The sequence below is a fragment of the Pseudundibacterium arcticum genome (genome assembly GCF_042646465.1).
Taxonomy (GTDB): domain Bacteria; phylum Pseudomonadota; class Gammaproteobacteria; order Burkholderiales; family Burkholderiaceae_D; genus Undibacterium_A; species Undibacterium_A arcticum.
In genome coordinates this window covers 1-15,215 of record NZ_JBHRTP010000004.1, presented here as the reverse complement: position 1 = coordinate 15,215, position 15,215 = coordinate 1, and the positions used below count along the sequence as shown (strand labels likewise).

The window sequence follows — 15,215 nt, the reverse complement described above, 5'->3', positions numbered from 1 at the left end:
ACCGCTGTACTCTAAATTAATCGGGTAGGTGTCTCAAGTTATATTGGCACAGGGGGCAGCCGGCTTGGCACCTGCTGCAAAAAAATATCGGAAAGTGTAGAGTCGCGAAAAAACGAGGGTTGCCGGCGGTGCGCAATGCGACCGCTCGCCTGTCAGGCGCTTAGCCGGCTCACAGGCAGTCCCAATAATCTAGGGCAGAAATCTCTCTTGGTTCAACTCACCTAATAGCAATTTTGCCGCCCTCACATCGGCGGTTCCGAATCCCTCAGTAAAGCGGGCATATGTAGCGGCGAGCAGCTTTTGCGCCTGCTCCTCACGGCGCTGCTTCTTCTGCAATCGGGCAAGGCTTGTGGCAGTGCGCAATTCCCACGACAACGCTCCTTGCTGTCGTGCTAGAGCGAAGGACTTCTGAAAATGATTCTCGGCCGCAGAAACCCCATTGGAGTCTGCCTCGAGCAATAACAGTTCGGCTTTGACGCGTAACAATTCCGGCATGCACCACAGTTCGTCATTACGCTTGGATTGCGCAAGCGCTTCGTTGATCGCCACCTGCGCGCGTGCGATCTCCCCGACACTTCCCAGGGCCCCCGCATATTCACAGAGCGCGGCCGTGTGATATAGGGCGAATCCAGCTTCGCGGAGTTCATCTATCGCCTCACCAAGCAGGAGCAATCCTGAGCTGTGATCGCCACTCCTGAACTTCACCATTCCACTGAAACATCTGCCAGAGAGGCAGTTCATGTCGTACCGAATGTTCGAGTAGCATAGATACGTTCCGTTGTGCTGCTGTCATATCTCCAGCAAGCAATGCAATCGGACATGCCGCCTGTCCGAGCGCATAACATAGCGAAAGCGAATGCCTCAATGCTTGTGCATCCGCAGCGCTGCCTTCTGCCTCGTGCATGGCTTGGTCGGGAAATCCTTGCAGCCAAAGGATTCGCGAGAGGAACGCGCGTCCCGCGACCGATTGGTCAAACTGAAAGCGAACAATTTGCGCCCGCGTACTGGCTGAGATCGGGTGACTCAGCATGAGATTGAAGTGGCGTCGTGCACCCCGTTGCTCGCCCAAAAAATATAGTGACGTGCCGATCAATCGCTCACCGATAAACAATGCCAAAGGATCAGTCGTTTTGGCAGCGAGAATGGAAAATTGTTTTGCAAGCGACAATCCGCTTCGATGGTTGCTGCCCGTGACGCACACAAACCAAAGCCCCCATAGTGCGCGTAATTGATAGTCTATGTCTCCAAGCTCCTCGGCGATTTCCAGAACCTTGGTCCAAACGGTCCTGGATTCCGGACTGGGACCAACGGAGTACAACGCCACGCCGAGCGCGTTCAAAAGCTGCATTTCCTGACGCCTACCTCCGTTCGGGCCACACTTCATGCTTTCAAGCGCCAGATTTACGCGCCTGCGACACTCGCTCATTAGCGAAAATTGTAGCCACAATGAAACAGCCGCAATTGTGAGGCTCACGCCGATGACGGGGTCGCCGCTCAGGGAAAATGCCCAGTCCAGCGCTGCGCGAACGTTATCGATATGGTCGCCATATGCGATTGACCAGTCCTCATCGCGCTGCAGGGTAGCTAACGCGTCCGCTCGCTCGAGCAGACCCAGATAGTATTCGACGTGGCTTCGCGCTAACTGCTCGAACTCACCGTGATCAACCAGTTGCTTGCGCGCATAGGCGGCTGTCGTGTCAAGGAGGCGATAGCGTGCGACTGTACTGCCTACATCGGCCGAGACAAGCGATTTATCGACCAGGTTAGCGACGCCACTCAGGATGTCCCACAAAGTGACGGCACCGCTTGCTGCCACTTTACTGGCTGCCTCCAAGTCGAAATATCCTACGAAGATCCCCAACCGACGCAGGATCACACGCTCGATTTCCGGCAGAAAATCATAGCTCCAGTCGAGCGTCACCATGAGCGTCTGATGACGTGGCGGTGCGTTGCGCCAGCCACTCGTTAGCAGGCGAAAGCGATCATTAAGCTGCGTCGCTACACCTCGAATGCCAAATGCGTCGACGCGGGCCGCCGCCAACTCGATCGCGAGTGGGTTGCCGTCGAGCTTGCGGCAGATATCGGCAATGAGAGGGGCGTCCATGTCGGTAAGGCGGAACGCACCTATGCGTTCGGAAGTGCGCTCCACAAACAACTGGATCGACGGAAATGTGAGCGCCTCGGCAGCCGTCAGCCCGTCTGACGAAGCGGGAGTCTTCAGCGGCGGCAGGCGCTGGACACTTTCGCCTGCCACCCTCAGAGGTTCGCGACTGGTCGCCAGAATGTGTAAGCCGGCGATACCTTCGAGCAACTCCGACGCCATCACCGCCACGGCGGCGATGACATGTTCGCAACTATCGAGCACGATGAGCATCTGCTTTCCCGCAAGGAAAGCAATCAGGCTCGGGATTGGATTGTCCGAACGCACCGCAACCCCCAGCATCGTTGCCAGTGCACTCGGCACGAGCAGGTGATCGGCAAAAGGCGCCAAATCAACGAAGCCTCCGCCGTCCTTCTTTGACGCAACGAGTTTGGCAGCGACCGCAAGCGCTACGGTCGTCTTACCGATGCCCCCCGGTCCGACTATAGTCACAATGCGGCTTTCGGACAATTTATTTATGATTGTCTCGACAATGTCCTTGCGGCCGAGGATACGAGTGAGGGGAGACGGTATATGACAGGTGTGCGGGTAGGCCCCCAACATGGGCAGTAGGGGCGCCGGCCGCTTAGGGTGTACGACCGGAGCGACAAATTTATACCCGCGGCCGGGAACATTCACCAAGTATTGATTGCCGTCGCGACCGTCACCCAACGCTTTACGCAGTGCGGCAATGTGGACTTTGAGATTACCTTCTACCACAATGGTATTCGGCCAAACTCGCGCGACCAATTCCATTTTGCTGACAATTTCCCCTGGCCGTTCGACTAAGGCGACTAAGATTTCCAATGCGCGACTTCCGAGGCGAACAGGCTTGCCCGCTTCCAGTAACAGTTGCTGTTCCGGAAATAAATGAAATGGCCCGAACGCTATGGCGTCGTCGACTGGATGACAGGCAGGAGACACACGATACTCCGATTTGCGAAACTTGCTTCACAAAGCATAGGCTGCGTCTAAGCAAACGTACACAAGCAGCCGCCGCTAATCTTGAGCTTGTTGCTAGCGATGAAGGAGTCGCCAGCACAGAGAGGTATATTGATGGTGAGGCGCGACGAGAGAAAGTCGAAAATATGAATTTTCCTTTTAGATCATTGACTTAACTTAACTTTGGCGAAAAAAACATGAATCCCGGCCGCCCCTCATCTGCTCGTATTGCGGAGAGGTCGAATAGAAAAGCCGCCGGGCGCTACGCGTCACCGGCGGACTGACTCAACGGTAATAATCAACTGGAGCGATGGTGCGCTTCGACTTTCCACAGGTATTCATCGACGCCACGCGAAATTTCGGTAAATAGATCCGACTAGATCCGACGTGGTGGCGTCGTCAAAATTCGCTGACGCTTTAATGGCACCACGCACTTGCTCGCCGAATGCGGCCAGCGCGGCAGCCAATGCGAATACGTGTTCGGTACCGCTTTTTACTTGTAGTGGATACGGGTTGAGCGGTGTCTGTTTGGCCACGTGTTCGACGCGTCCGTCCGCTGTGCCACCCAGCGCTACCAGGCGTTCGGCGCACAGGTCGGCCCACGCCAGCGCCGCGCCGTGGACTTCATCGAATAGCAGGTGTAGTCCGATGAAATTGGGGCCGTGCACATTCCAGTGCGCCTGCTTGGCATGGCGCTGTACATCAATCGCGGTAATAAGCCCTTTGCCAAGCAAGTCGACTGCTTGGAGGCGAATGTCCTCAGGCAAAGTGTTGCGGGTGGGATAGAAGGCCATGCTTTTCTCCTTGCAAAGACGCTATCGAGTTACTGGCAAGTAAGCCCGACAGGTATGGATGGTTCGGCGAGTTGACCGGTAGCAGCACACACCGACCGGTGGTGCGATACGTCGGCGCCCGCGCCGCTGAGCAGATTGGTAGCGATTATTCTAGGTGCCGATGCTGTCGAAATCAAGCTGAACCAATGGAGCGCCGACCTGGCGAGTCATTCATACCCTTTCTCTGAAACCAAGACAGGATATGGGTTCTTCGAGGTGCCCTTATTCCGCGGGCGACGAGCAAATGTTTGCGCCAGGTATTTCCCGCTTTGCTGGGCTGACCCTGCAGCGATTCACAATCGAACTTGACAAGCGTTGGCGTTGGACTGTTCCGTTCTGCACAGTCATAGACTCCCCTCACCCCCATCACCGACACCCAAGCGTGACCACCGGCTGGAGCCAGGCAAAAAGACGCCGGGAGTTAGGTGTGTTGTTGCCGGCCGAAAACTGACCCATTTATTGACGTGAACCCCGGAGGCTGGACAAGGAGATCTCAGCCAGTCCGAATTCAAGGGACCTAAGTGAATACAACAGGCATATTTTTTGCGTAGAACGTGAATTCGCAATGACACATTAGCTGTAGAACAGCCTGAAAAGGAAATTAAAAATGTTGAATGAAATTCCGGTTTCAATGTGCTGTGCCAGCATAAGTCGTCAAACTCGATTTCATGCGTGCATCAGCGATACTGTTCTTGTCCAAGCAGATGGTGCGCTTTATGAAGGGATAGTCGAGGCTGTTGGTGACATTGCACTTTATTTCCGGCCTAATCGGGGGGGTGACAGATATTCCGGCCGCATCGATTAAGACGCTTTATCTCGCGTGATAGTCAAAGGAAAATCGTATTTGATTCGGAAATTATCGCAGTTGCGACTGACCGAATCGCCATCGCAGTTGGCGATTCGGAAAAACACCTTACTGTCGCCATCGAGCAGAGAGGGGCCGAGATAGCAGGTAGAGGTCTGCTGCGTAATGGGAATATGAGTAGAATACAGCACAATGCCATTGAGGACTTCGACGGGTAGGCTTTACCAATAAATCTGCACGCTGCAGTCCCGATGGAAGATGGACCGCACGGTAGTCACCTTATGGCTGGAGGGGGCAGCGACGTGAATAGCACCTGCTTTGTACAAATAGGCGCGGCGATAGCGTACGTTTGGAACAAACGGCATGTGCCCCCGCCTTCGTAAGTCGAGCCCCCGCCCAAGAATGTGATTTGCGACGAGATCTGACGGCGCCTGAGAAACCGACGTTAAATTTTGCCAAGTGGCTTCATGGCCTGTTTCCCCAATAAGCGTTTTCCAGCAATGCGCGCACTTCTTTCGTTCCCATCGATCGAGGGTTCGGATAGGCATCCTGCGTCGCGATTTTTGCACAGAGATCGAGATCGGACTCTTGCATTCCGATGTCTTTCAAGGCGGTCGGCGCGGCGAGCGACTGCGCGAAGTCGAACATTCCCTGCGCTGCGTCCGGTGCACCCAGAATTATCGAGATACGGTGCATCGCGTCCGGTGCGGCGTCTCTGTTGTAGGCCAGAACATGCGGCAGTATGATCGTATGCGTCTCTGCGTGCGGCAGCCTGAAGCTGCCGCCCAGAGTATGACAAAGCTTGTGGTGCAGCCCCATGCCAACATTGCCCAACACGACACCGCATAACCATGCGCCGTACAGGCAGTCGCTTCGCCCTTCCAGGCATTTCAGTTGTGAAACGATTTTTGGCAAACCACGTACCAACGCGCGCATGCCCTCCTCTGCAAAAAACGACATGATCGGATTCGCGTCCTGTGCATACATGCATTCCGCCGCATGTGCGATCGCGTTGATGCCGCTTGTGATGGACAGGCTAGCCGGCAAGTCCACGGTAAGCTCCGGATCATAGATGACAGTCTTCGGCAACACACGCACGTCACGACCGGTCTTTTTCACCCCATTGTCGGTAATCCCATAGATCGGGGTCATTTCACTGCCCGCATACGTAGTCGGAATCGCCAGAATCGGCAGCGTGGACACCAACGCAATTGCCTTGCCCAGGCCGGTTGTCGAACCGCCGCCAATGGCAATGACGCAATCGGCATTCACCTGCAGGGCAACGTCGCGCACTTCGCCCGCAATGTCGAGCGGTACATGCATCACGGCACGGTCGAAGATTCCAGCACAGCGGACGCCAATCAAATCCGCAACCAGCTCGGCCCCGGCGCGTTGGCCGGGGGTGCAGAGTATGAGCGCGCGCTGCGCGCCAATCAGATCGATTTCGCGGGAGAGGTATTGCAGGCTGCCCGGGCCAAAAATCACGCGCGGTATCTGTCCCGAGAAAGAAAAAGAGTTCATTTGCGGCGACATGATGAGATCCTGTGCTGAATAAAAATGAGGAAAGCACGCCTCAATGCTACCTGCACGCAGGTTAAACACAGCGTACATCGGTTAAGTCGGAAAGCGGCTAGCCATGGCCCGCCCAGCCAGCATGACAGCGGTTTTACTGCTGTAATAGGCGATCCCTGGCTGCGGACCGTGCGTCACCACCAGTGCAACCGGCTCTTGTTGCGCCACCCTACATTCAAGCGTGAATGCCGAAACGGCTTGTTCCAGCGTCGCGGTCCGCTTCTTTATGCTGTCAGCTGCCGCAATTCATCCTTGATCAAATAGATCGGTGCGATGCCAGTCATCAGCACCGCCATGACAAGGACCGCTGAAAAACCACTCCCCCAACGGAGAACCAGTCCGCAAATTGGCGGTGAATTTCATCGAAACGTTCCTACCCCTAATTTCGAAAACCGTATGAAGAGTTACCGGCACGCCACACTCCCCATGCGCGCCGGAGAACTATCAAGAAATCATTTTCAGCTTTTCTTTATCGAGCTCGTTTTCCCACCGCGCCATCACGACCGTGGCAACGCCGTTTCCGATCATGTTGACCAGTGCGCGTGCCTCACTCATGAAACGGTCGATCCCGAGTATCAACGCCATGCCCGCTACCGGAATGGTGGGAACCACTGCCAGCGTCCCGACCAAGGCGATGAACGATGCGCCCTGGACACCACTTGCCCCTTTGGAGGTCAACATGGCGACGCCGAAAATCGTCAGTTGCTGGGTCAATGTCAAATCGGTATTAGTTGCTTGCGCGACGAAGAGCGCGGCCATCGTCATGTAAATGCTGGTGCCGTCGGTGTTGAAGGTATAGCCGGTTGGAACCACTAGGCCGACCAGCGATTTTGAGCAGCCCAGTTTTTCAAGTTTCTCCATTAGCGTTGGCAATGCGGTATCCGAAGAACTGGTACCGAACACCAAGAAGATTTCTTCCTTAATGTACTTCAGGAATTTGAAAATACTGAATCCGGTAAGCTTTGAAATGATTCCCAGGACGATGAATACGAACAGAAACGAGGTCAAATAGAAGGTACCGATCAGCTTGGCCAATGGCCCAAGCGACGCCACGCCATACTTGCCGATGGTGAACGCCATGGCCCCGAACGCACCAATTGGTGCAAACTTCATGACCACATTCACCGCACCGAATGCCGCATGGCTCGCCGAATCAATCAGATCAATGACCCCCTTACACTTCTGTCCCAGCGCCGACAGGGCAATACCGAAAATAAGCGCAATTAGGATCACTTGAAGAATATCTCCCTTGGCAAAAGCATCGACCACGGTGTTGGGGATTATATTCAGCAAGAAATCAGTTGTGCTGAGCTGCTTCGCTTTGCCCGCGTAGTCCATCACTGCCTTTGCATCGAGCGTCGCAGGATTCACATTGAAGCCGTCGCCCGGGCGGACCAGGTTGCCGACGATCATCCCGATCAGGAGCGCAAGCGTCGATACGATCTCGAAGTACAGCAACGCCTTACCGCCGACTCGACCGACTTTCTTTATGTTCTGCATGCCGGCTATGCCGGAAACGACCGTGCAAAAGACAATGGGCGCAATTAGCATCTTGACCAACTTGATGAATCCGTCACCCAGCGGTTTCATGTCTATCGCCAGGCTTGAATTGAAATGCCCCAACACGATACCAAAGGCGATGGCTAACAGTACCTGGACGTAAAGGATTCGATAGAACGGCTTCTTGCTAGGTATGGCCGTCATGTCGGTTACCCCATTCAGTTCTGCTGCGTGATTCATATGTCTCTCCACTTCATTGATTGTAAGAAATGCCGCAGATGATTGGTGGATGTCATTGTCATCGCTGCGGCCAGATGTTATTTGTCCAAATGCAGAAGGCTCTTGGAATATGCGTGCAGCGCAGGTGCGCAAGAGTCCAGTTGCAGCCCTTTCGGCTCTTCGTTGTCCTCATAAAGTCTACGGTTGGGAAACACGTTGACCTTGACGTGGCCCTTCGTTGCTTTTTCCTCCAACTTCTTGAAACTTTCGGCGCCCTTTCCTTTCGGAACATCTCTTGCGACCACGTGGCTGAATGTGATCACGATGAGCTGCTGAACCACCGCTCAGGGTGGTGGTGAGAAAGCCGATGAAGAGGAAATGAATTTTCTTCGTCGTGTTCTCTTAAAATATCTCGTTGCGGGATGCGTTCCTTAGCGCGTCCCGCAACGGTTCGCCCGTGCTTGACTCAGAAAATACCGTCGCCTGGCGCGTGGCGTCGGACGTTGTGAGCCGGGTGAAATCAGCACGCGGCAAATGCCGCCGCCCTTCACTTACCAATGCAAAGACCTATGCGGCGCGAAGCGCGCTGGTCAACCTTATTTTGTATAAGGCATTGCCAACAACACCGTTGCCGGACGATTAGTCCGGTTTTTCAAAGCGCGCTTCTCGCCAGGTGCGAGACGGCAAGAGTCATGCGGCCCCAGGGTTTCTTCGCCGCCTTCGGTCACCACCGTCACGTTACCCTCCAGCACGACATAGAGCTTCTCGACCGGCGATGCGTCGAGCGTGGTACCGCCGCCGGGCAAAATGTGCGAGACGCCGAGCCAAATCGTGTCGGACGGTCCCGCCTCGTGACCCTGCAGACGCAGGCAATGCATGCCATCGTGATTCGGCGGGAAATACTGCGGTGCGTTTGCAAATCGGGTAAGGTTCATGGCCGCAATACGACACGTTCGCGTGCGCCGGCCAATACTGCCTTGTATCCCTGAATTGCATTCTGCAGATCGAAAATACTGTCCTCGCCAACCGGAAACGGCTTCAATGTGCCGTCGTTGAATCCTGGTGCAAGCTCATCGAGAATTTTGGCGCCGGCCAGGCTGTCCAGCGCCAATGTATCGATACCGACGTAAGTATGCTGCCCGCGATAAAAAGCGAAGATATCGAAGGGGACCGGCTTTTCGATGGTCGAGATGAATATCTGGCGCGCACCGATCGCCATAGCGCGATTAGCTTGTTCAAAATACGGGCTGCCGACGGTGTTGTAGACGATATCGGCGCCATGGCCCGCGGTTTTTTCACGGACAAATTCGGCAATATCCTGCGTACTCGCGTCGATCATTTCGACCGGGCCGGTGGCGTGGCCACGATAAGCTTCGCGCGTGCGCTCAACCGCAAAAACCTGTGCGCCGGCGCGGGTCGCGAGTTGAATCGTCGCTTGCCCCACCTTTCCGTTCCCCCCGCATACCAGCACGATGTCGCCCTGTTTCGGCAAGCCGGCGCGACGCAGGCCTTCATAGGCAGTGATGAACGGCACGCCGACGGCGCCGGCTTCAAGCATCGAGACCGATGCCGGTTTTTCACGCACACTGACTGCATCGACGACCAGATACTGCGTATGGGTGCCGTTACGGCGAATGCCGAGTTCACCGCCGCTGCCCCACACTTCCTTGCCAATCAGGTGCTCAGGTCCATCAACCACGACACCTGCGTAGTCGCGCCCCGGCGTACGCGGCCAGACGGCATGTGGCATGGCGCCGAGCGCGGCCTTGACATCGCTCGGATTGACACCCGCGCTAAGAACCTCGATGACACACTGACCGGGCCCTGCCGATGTACGATAGGCTGTCACCACGGACAATGTAAGCGCGTCAATATTGGCGGCCTTCTCTAACACACGGATTGCATTCATGTAGTGATATCCCTTTTGTAAATGGTCGGATGCGCCGACCGATAATGTTGAGCAAGTGCGACGTAGCGTTGGACGTTGATGATCATTCCATCGCGTTCGTCTATCCTGAGTTCGCGTAGCAGCCGCGCCGGATTGCCGCCCCAGAGTTCGCCCGAATTGACGATTTTTCCGGGAGGCAAAACTGCCCCTGCCGCCAACATCCCGCCAGCCTTTACAACGGCACGGTCGAGAACACAGGCGCCGATGCCGACGAAAGCATGGTTCTCCAACGTGCATGCGTGCAGCACGGCCGAATGTCCGACAGTCACGTCTTCGCCGATCAATGTCGGCGGTCCGTTGGTAGAGACATGAATGACGGTGCCGTCCTGAATATTGCTGCGTGCGCCGATGCTGATGTGCTGCACGTCGCCACGAATAACGCAACCGAACCACACCGAGGCATCGACGCCAATCGATACATCGCCGATCACAACTGCGTTGGCAGCAACGAAGGCTTTGTCATCGACTTGCGGTATGGCGAACGCATGGGTCGGAACCGCAAATTTGGCTTGCGTCATGATGCGAGCCCAAGAATTTTTCGGGCTTCCGCAGGCGATGCGATCTCGCCGCCGATCGATTCGATAATCGCGCGCGCGCGCTGCACCAATGCTGCGTTGCTGGGAGCAAGTACACCCTTGGAGAGGAAAAGGTTGTCTTCAAATCCGACCCGGACATGCCCGCCGTACAGGAAGGCTTGCGCCCCCATCGGAAACTCATGCCGCCCGAGGCCGAACGCCGACCAGGTTGCGCCTGCTGGCAACAGGTTGCGTGCATACAGCATCGTTTCAGGTGTCGCCGAAAAACCATAGTTCACGCCGAGCACAAGGCTGAACAAACCAGGACCTTCCAGCACGCCGTCACGGATCAAGTCATGTGCCAAGTGCAGATCGCCGGAGTCGAATATTTCGATTTCCGGCGTGACCCCGGCCGCGCGAATGATCTTCGCCATGCGGATCACGTTGCGCGGCGTATTGATGACAACGTCCCCACCGGAATTCATCGTATTCAAGTCGAGCGTACAGATGTCCGGTTTGAGCTGGGTAATATGTTCAACCCGTTTTTCAGGCACCATCAGCGTGCTGCCTGGCGCTGCGACTTGCGGGTCTTCATCGCTGGGAATAAAGCGTCCACCAGGTCCGGTAGTCAGGTTAATCACCATTGCGCGATTTTTGGCACGAATGCGCTCCATGACATCGCGGTAATACTCAACTTTCATCGATGGCCGGCCGGTCTCGGGATCGCGCACATGAATATGCGCAACCGATGCGCCTGCTTCTGCCGCTTCGAGTGCGGAATCCGCAATCTGCTGCGGCGTGATCGGCAGCCCGGGATGCTGGTCCGGCCTAGTGATATTGCCGGTTACCGCGCAGGTGATGATGACTTTTTTCTGCATGATGTTTGCCCGCTCAGAATGTGCCAAGATGACGGCCGCCGTCGACCTGGATCGTGGTGCCAGTAACGAATTTAAGCGTTGTCGCGCATGCTTCTACTGCGGCAGCGATATCGTCTGTCGAGCCAATGCGCTTTAACGGCGTCGTCGCGGCCTGCTTGTCGCTCCACGCTTGGTCGCGCCCGGGGACAAAGGTTGTGTCCACTATGCCGGGGGACACATTGATCACACGAATCTCCGGCGCCAGTGCCCGACCGAGCGATGTCGCCAGCACATCGAGCCCTGCCTTTGCGGCGCAGTAAGCGAGGTTGCTTCCAATGCCAGTGGTCGCCGCAATCGAAGAAATGTTCACAATCAATCCATTACCGGAAGCGCGCAACAGTGGCGTGAATGCACGGATCGTCGCAAATGGGCCGCGCCAGTTGGCAACAAATATCTGGTCGATCAATGCGTCGTCCAGTGCATCGAGATCTTTGTGTGCAACTGGCTTCGTCATTCCGGCGGCATTTACCAGGATATCGGAGCGCCCCCAGCGCGAGCCGACTTCGGCGGCGGCGCGCTGGAGTGCAGCGCTGTCGTCGATGGACGCGAGTACGGCGCCATGCCCTTTGCCCGGTAATTCCTTGGCACGCGCCTCGGCAGCCGCCAGATCGGACCGATCCAGCAATACGATCTGCGCGCCTGCGAAAGCCAGGCGTTTCGCGGTTGCGTAGCCGATGCCGCCGCGGCCGCCGGCAATGATGGCTACCTGCCCCTCAAGTGGGAGGGATGTGGGTTCTGACATGGTGATTCCTCGGTATGGAGATAGCGGTTATTTGATGGGGGGTTCTGGAAATTCGCTGCGACCCTCTTCCAGGACAAAATCATATTCAAGCGTGAAGTACGGCGCCGTTATGCCAGCCGGTGCTGAAGCGGCGAAGTCCTGCCGTTTGAAATGTCCGATCAGCGCTTTCGTCACGCCGAACACGACGTCGCTTGTCAAATGCTCGGAGTCATCCGAGAACACCTGCGTGACTAGTGTTTTATGCGCCGGATCGGATACCATGAAATGGATATGTGCTGGGCGATACGGGTGACGCTTCTGCGCTCTCAGCAATGCACCCACAGGGCCATGCGTAGGCACCGGATATCCAGCCGGGCGCACGGTGCGGAAGTGATAGCGCCCGTCAGGATCGGTCCGGAATTTCCCGCGCAAGTTCATCTCGTCCTGCTCCGGGTCTTGATTCTCGTACAAGCCGACCGGCGACGCCTGCCATACATCGATCAATGCGCCCGCGATCGGCTTGCCGTGAGTGTCTCGTACCTGCCCAGAGACCACCATCGGCGCGCCAGGCGTATCGGAGCGCGCGATACAGTCGCCGCATGAGCACTCCGGCGCATTCAGTCGCCAGAAAGGGCCGAGCAAGGCGCGTGCCGTCTGACCATGCTGTTGCGGGCTATTGCGCAGCGCCACCAGGGTGGAAATACCTAGTACGTCGGCAGCCAGAACGACTTCGTTGTGAGAATCAGTGTTGGCCTGACCGACGGCGCCGATAAAGCGCAGCCCGATATGAAGCTCTTCTTCCGTCAGATTGACTTCTCTGACCAACGCATGCGCGTGCTCGATAAACGCGGTCACGATTTGTTTCAGGCGCGGACCGTCGGTGCGCTCCAGTGCGGCCTTCACGACCTCCGTCACCGACATCTCGGTATCAATTATTCTGTCGCTTCCCATGTTGATTTCCTTTTCTCTGTCGCCGCCAAGGCCGGCCGTTGCCAATCAATGCTATCTGCGCATCACCGACGTACATGCCGGACGCTATCCTTTGCGATGTTTCATGCAATCGTTTGCATAAATAATGATAAGCGGTGAAAAATGGAATGTCAACGAATTTCGGAAAGAATTGCAACCGCTTCCTACCCTAACGCTAGTTTATTAAGTCGAGGGATAAGGGTTGAAACCGCATCCTGCGGCGAGTGCGTCAAGGAGCGCTCGGTCATCTGGCAAGGGCTTGTTCGAGAATCCTTGCCAGCACCGCGTGAGCCAATGCGCCGGAGTTGACCGGACCCGCAGTTCGCGTAGCGTTCCTGCCAGCAGGGAACGCCCGAAACCCGATGCCGGCAGCTTTGGCACACTCGATTACGGGACGCCATGGTGGGCAACTATCAGCCCGAGCATATCTTTGCTTTGAAGCAGGCGCTTGCGCTCTATGATTTCCATCAGCAATGTATTGATGAATGCGATCACCAAATTGAGCAGGCAGTTGCCGCTTTGAATGTAGAACGCCCCCGGCCGGATGCCCCCATGCCCAAGGCTCGCTATCGCACCAAACAGCCGAACCAGGTGAATTTCGATGTCCGCTCGGCGATATACCAATTGACGGGCACGGATCTGACGCAGATTCACGGCATTGAACCGTTTCTCGCCCTGCGTCTGGTTGCCGACTACGGCACCGACCTTACCCGCTGGCGCACATCTAAACATTTCACGTCATGGCTGACGCTCTCGCCCGGATGCAAAATCAGTGGTGGCAAAGTGCTGTCCGCACACGCGCGAAATACCAGCAATCGAGTCACTGTGGCTATACGATTGGCCGCGGTCGCTGTCGCCCGCACCAATACCGCTCTGGGAGCCTTCTATCGACGACTTGCTGCCCGCACTGGCAACGCCAAAGCAGTAACGGCGACTGCCCGGAAAATCGCGGTACTGTTTTACAATGCGATGCGATTTGGCATGGATTACAAAGATCCCGGCGCAGATCATTATGAACAACAATATCGTGATTGTGTCATCAAGCAGCTTCATCGCCGAGCGGCGCAATTCGGAATGACGATTCAGGCTGCGCAAAACCCAATGAGTGCGGAGTGTGTTTCTTAGGAACTGTGCAAACTTTAATTTATTGATTCGCTCACCAATTTCTTGGCGAACCGTATCAATCTGCGCCGAAAGTACGATCACCCCGACTAGCGCCGGGAGGACTTGCAGATCCAAGATTGCGCCCAAGCTGGATGCACAATGAAAACCGCACCTCGCGGTGCCGTTCATCATGGCCTCCGCAGGACAATTAGACCGCGCTCATGTCCAGCGCGACGCCGGCGTTTTCGGCGATCTCTTGCTTCGTGACACCCGGCGCCAACGCCACCAGTTTCAGACCGTTCGGCGTCACGTCGATCACGCCCAGATCGGTGATGATGCGGTCAACCACGCCGACACCGGTCAGCGGCAAGGTACAGGACTTCAATATCTTGTGGGTAGTCGAACCATCCTTTGCCTTCGCGACGTGCTCCATCAGCACCACGACGCGCTTGACGCCGGCCACCAGGTCCATCGCGCCGCCCATGCCCTTGACCATCTTGCCCGGAATCATCCAGTTGGCCAGATCGCCTTTCTCCGATACTTGCATCGCTCCCAGGATCGCCAGATTGATCTTGCCGCCGCGGATCATCGCGAACGAATCAGCCGACGAGAAGATCGACGATCCCGGCAAGGTCGTTATGGTCTGCTTGCCGGCATTGATCAAGTCGGGGTCGACTTGGTCTGCAGTCGGAAAAGGACCGATGCCGAGCAGGCCGTTCTCCGATTGCAGCCAGACGTCCATGCCTGGCGGCACATAATTGGCGACCATGGTCGGCAAGCCGATGCCAAGGTTCACGTAAAAGCCATCCTGCAATTCTTTCGCCGCAATCGCGGCCATTTCATCACGCATCCAAGCCATGTCCCCCCCCTTATTGTGCACGCAAGGTGCGTTGTTCGATGCGTTTCTCGGGTGTCGCGTTGACCACGATCCGATGTACGAAGATACCAGGCGTATGCACATCGTCCGGGTCGATTTCGCCGGTCTCGACCAGCACCTCGACTTCGACGATGGTGATCTTGCCGGCCATCG

Annotated in this window: 16 protein-coding genes; 2 read left to right on the top strand and 14 right to left on the bottom strand. The window is 56.1% G+C overall.

The window, feature by feature from the left end:
- Positions 1–189: 189 nt before the first annotated feature.
- From ACFOFO_RS01645 to dps, 3 genes are all read right to left on the bottom strand, one after another.
- Positions 190–549, bottom strand: coding sequence for a hypothetical protein (locus tag ACFOFO_RS01645; RefSeq protein ID WP_390330651.1), 360 nt, complete (start codon positions 547–549; stop codon positions 190–192).
- A gap of 106 nt (positions 550–655) precedes the next feature.
- Positions 656–3,064 (bottom strand): ATP-binding protein, encoded by a 2,409-nt coding sequence (locus ACFOFO_RS01640; protein ID WP_390330650.1) that lies wholly within the window; start codon positions 3,062–3,064, stop codon positions 656–658.
- 356 nt (positions 3,065–3,420) lie between these two features.
- Positions 3,421–3,876: a DNA starvation/stationary phase protection protein Dps gene (gene dps, locus ACFOFO_RS01635; protein ID WP_390328928.1), complete on the bottom strand. Its 456-nt coding sequence runs from the start codon at positions 3,874–3,876 to the stop codon at positions 3,421–3,423.
- 646 nt (positions 3,877–4,522) lie between these two features.
- Here dps and ACFOFO_RS01630 point away from each other — a divergent pair.
- Complete coding sequence (locus ACFOFO_RS01630) at positions 4,523–4,720, top strand: hypothetical protein (RefSeq protein WP_390330648.1); 198 nt, start codon at positions 4,523–4,525, stop codon at positions 4,718–4,720.
- A gap of 465 nt (positions 4,721–5,185) precedes the next feature.
- Here the strand turns inward: ACFOFO_RS01630 and ACFOFO_RS01625 are convergent, their stop codons facing one another.
- The 9 genes from ACFOFO_RS01625 to ACFOFO_RS01585 all read right to left on the bottom strand — a co-directional run bounded on the left by ACFOFO_RS01625 (position 5,186) and on the right by ACFOFO_RS01585 (position 13,063).
- Positions 5,186–6,241 carry a maleylacetate reductase gene (locus ACFOFO_RS01625; RefSeq protein WP_390330655.1) on the bottom strand — a complete coding sequence of 352 codons (1,056 nt, stop codon included), beginning with the start codon at positions 6,239–6,241 and terminating at the stop codon, positions 5,186–5,188.
- 495 nt (positions 6,242–6,736) lie between these two features.
- Complete coding sequence (locus tag ACFOFO_RS01620) at positions 6,737–8,032, bottom strand: dicarboxylate/amino acid:cation symporter (protein WP_390328929.1); 1,296 nt, start codon at positions 8,030–8,032, stop codon at positions 6,737–6,739.
- Between the two features lie 77 nt (positions 8,033–8,109).
- Complete coding sequence (locus ACFOFO_RS01615; RefSeq protein WP_390328931.1) at positions 8,110–8,334, bottom strand: type 2 periplasmic-binding domain-containing protein; 225 nt, start codon at positions 8,332–8,334, stop codon at positions 8,110–8,112.
- A 273-nt stretch (positions 8,335–8,607) separates the two neighbouring features.
- Entirely contained in the window at positions 8,608–8,946 is a 339-nt protein-coding gene (locus ACFOFO_RS01610) for a cupin domain-containing protein (RefSeq protein ID WP_390328933.1), read from the bottom strand.
- The gene (locus ACFOFO_RS01605) at positions 8,943–9,920 is read right to left on the bottom strand and encodes a quinone oxidoreductase family protein (RefSeq protein WP_390328935.1); all 978 of its coding nucleotides are present in this window, start codon (positions 9,918–9,920) and stop codon (positions 8,943–8,945) included. Before ACFOFO_RS01605 ends, ACFOFO_RS01610 begins: the two co-directional genes overlap by 4 nt.
- Positions 9,917–10,477: a gamma carbonic anhydrase family protein gene (locus tag ACFOFO_RS01600; protein WP_390328938.1), complete on the bottom strand. Its 561-nt coding sequence runs from the start codon at positions 10,475–10,477 to the stop codon at positions 9,917–9,919. The genes ACFOFO_RS01605 and ACFOFO_RS01600 overlap by 4 nt, the downstream gene beginning before the upstream one ends.
- Positions 10,474–11,352 (bottom strand): beta-keto acid cleavage family enzyme, encoded by an 879-nt coding sequence (locus ACFOFO_RS01595; protein ID WP_390330646.1) that lies wholly within the window; start codon positions 11,350–11,352, stop codon positions 10,474–10,476. Before ACFOFO_RS01595 ends, ACFOFO_RS01600 begins: the two co-directional genes overlap by 4 nt.
- A 13-nt stretch (positions 11,353–11,365) precedes the next feature.
- Positions 11,366–12,133: an SDR family NAD(P)-dependent oxidoreductase gene (locus tag ACFOFO_RS01590; RefSeq protein ID WP_390328941.1), complete on the bottom strand. Its 768-nt coding sequence runs from the start codon at positions 12,131–12,133 to the stop codon at positions 11,366–11,368.
- A gap of 27 nt (positions 12,134–12,160) precedes the next feature.
- Complete coding sequence (locus ACFOFO_RS01585) at positions 12,161–13,063, bottom strand: dioxygenase family protein (RefSeq protein WP_390328943.1); 903 nt, start codon at positions 13,061–13,063, stop codon at positions 12,161–12,163.
- 417 nt (positions 13,064–13,480) lie between these two features.
- On the opposite strand from ACFOFO_RS01585, the gene ACFOFO_RS01580 reads away from it, so the two are divergent.
- Positions 13,481–14,206: a transposase gene (locus tag ACFOFO_RS01580; RefSeq protein WP_390328946.1), complete on the top strand. Its 726-nt coding sequence runs from the start codon at positions 13,481–13,483 to the stop codon at positions 14,204–14,206.
- Positions 14,207–14,393: 187 nt separating this feature from the next.
- On the opposite strand, the gene ACFOFO_RS01575 is transcribed toward ACFOFO_RS01580, so the two are convergent.
- Together ACFOFO_RS01575 and ACFOFO_RS01570 are read right to left on the bottom strand one after the other, a co-directional pair.
- Positions 14,394–15,044: a 3-oxoacid CoA-transferase subunit B gene (locus ACFOFO_RS01575; RefSeq protein ID WP_390328948.1), complete on the bottom strand. Its 651-nt coding sequence runs from the start codon at positions 15,042–15,044 to the stop codon at positions 14,394–14,396.
- A gap of 10 nt (positions 15,045–15,054) precedes the next feature.
- Positions 15,055–15,215 (bottom strand): CoA-transferase (locus ACFOFO_RS01570; protein ID WP_390330653.1); only part of this gene is annotated, 161 nt, incomplete at its 5' end.

What these genes read in the sequence shown, in the direction of transcription:
- dps (WP_390328928.1), bottom strand. Translation starts at nt 3,876, where the DNA reads ATGGCCTTCTATCCCACCCGCAACACTTTGCCTGAGGACATTCGCCTC.
- ACFOFO_RS01630 (WP_390330648.1), top strand. Translation starts at nt 4,523, where the DNA reads ATGTTGAATGAAATTCCGGTTTCAATGTGCTGTGCCAGCATAAGTCGT.
- ACFOFO_RS01625 (WP_390330655.1), bottom strand. Translation starts at nt 6,241, where the DNA reads ATGAACTCTTTTTCTTTCTCGGGACAGATACCGCGCGTGATTTTTGGC.
- ACFOFO_RS01620 (WP_390328929.1), bottom strand. Translation starts at nt 8,032, where the DNA reads ATGAATCACGCAGCAGAACTGAATGGGGTAACCGACATGACGGCCATA.
- ACFOFO_RS01610 (WP_390328933.1), bottom strand. Translation starts at nt 8,946, where the DNA reads ATGAACCTTACCCGATTTGCAAACGCACCGCAGTATTTCCCGCCGAAT.
- ACFOFO_RS01605 (WP_390328935.1), bottom strand. Translation starts at nt 9,920, where the DNA reads ATGAATGCAATCCGTGTGTTAGAGAAGGCCGCCAATATTGACGCGCTT.
- ACFOFO_RS01600 (WP_390328938.1), bottom strand. Translation starts at nt 10,477, where the DNA reads ATGACGCAAGCCAAATTTGCGGTTCCGACCCATGCGTTCGCCATACCG.
- ACFOFO_RS01595 (WP_390330646.1), bottom strand. Translation starts at nt 11,352, where the DNA reads ATGCAGAAAAAAGTCATCATCACCTGCGCGGTAACCGGCAATATCACT.
- ACFOFO_RS01590 (WP_390328941.1), bottom strand. Translation starts at nt 12,133, where the DNA reads ATGTCAGAACCCACATCCCTCCCACTTGAGGGGCAGGTAGCCATCATT.
- ACFOFO_RS01585 (WP_390328943.1), bottom strand. Translation starts at nt 13,063, where the DNA reads ATGGGAAGCGACAGAATAATTGATACCGAGATGTCGGTGACGGAGGTC.
- ACFOFO_RS01580 (WP_390328946.1), top strand. Translation starts at nt 13,481, where the DNA reads ATGGTGGGCAACTATCAGCCCGAGCATATCTTTGCTTTGAAGCAGGCG.
- ACFOFO_RS01575 (WP_390328948.1), bottom strand. Translation starts at nt 15,044, where the DNA reads ATGGCTTGGATGCGTGATGAAATGGCCGCGATTGCGGCGAAAGAATTG.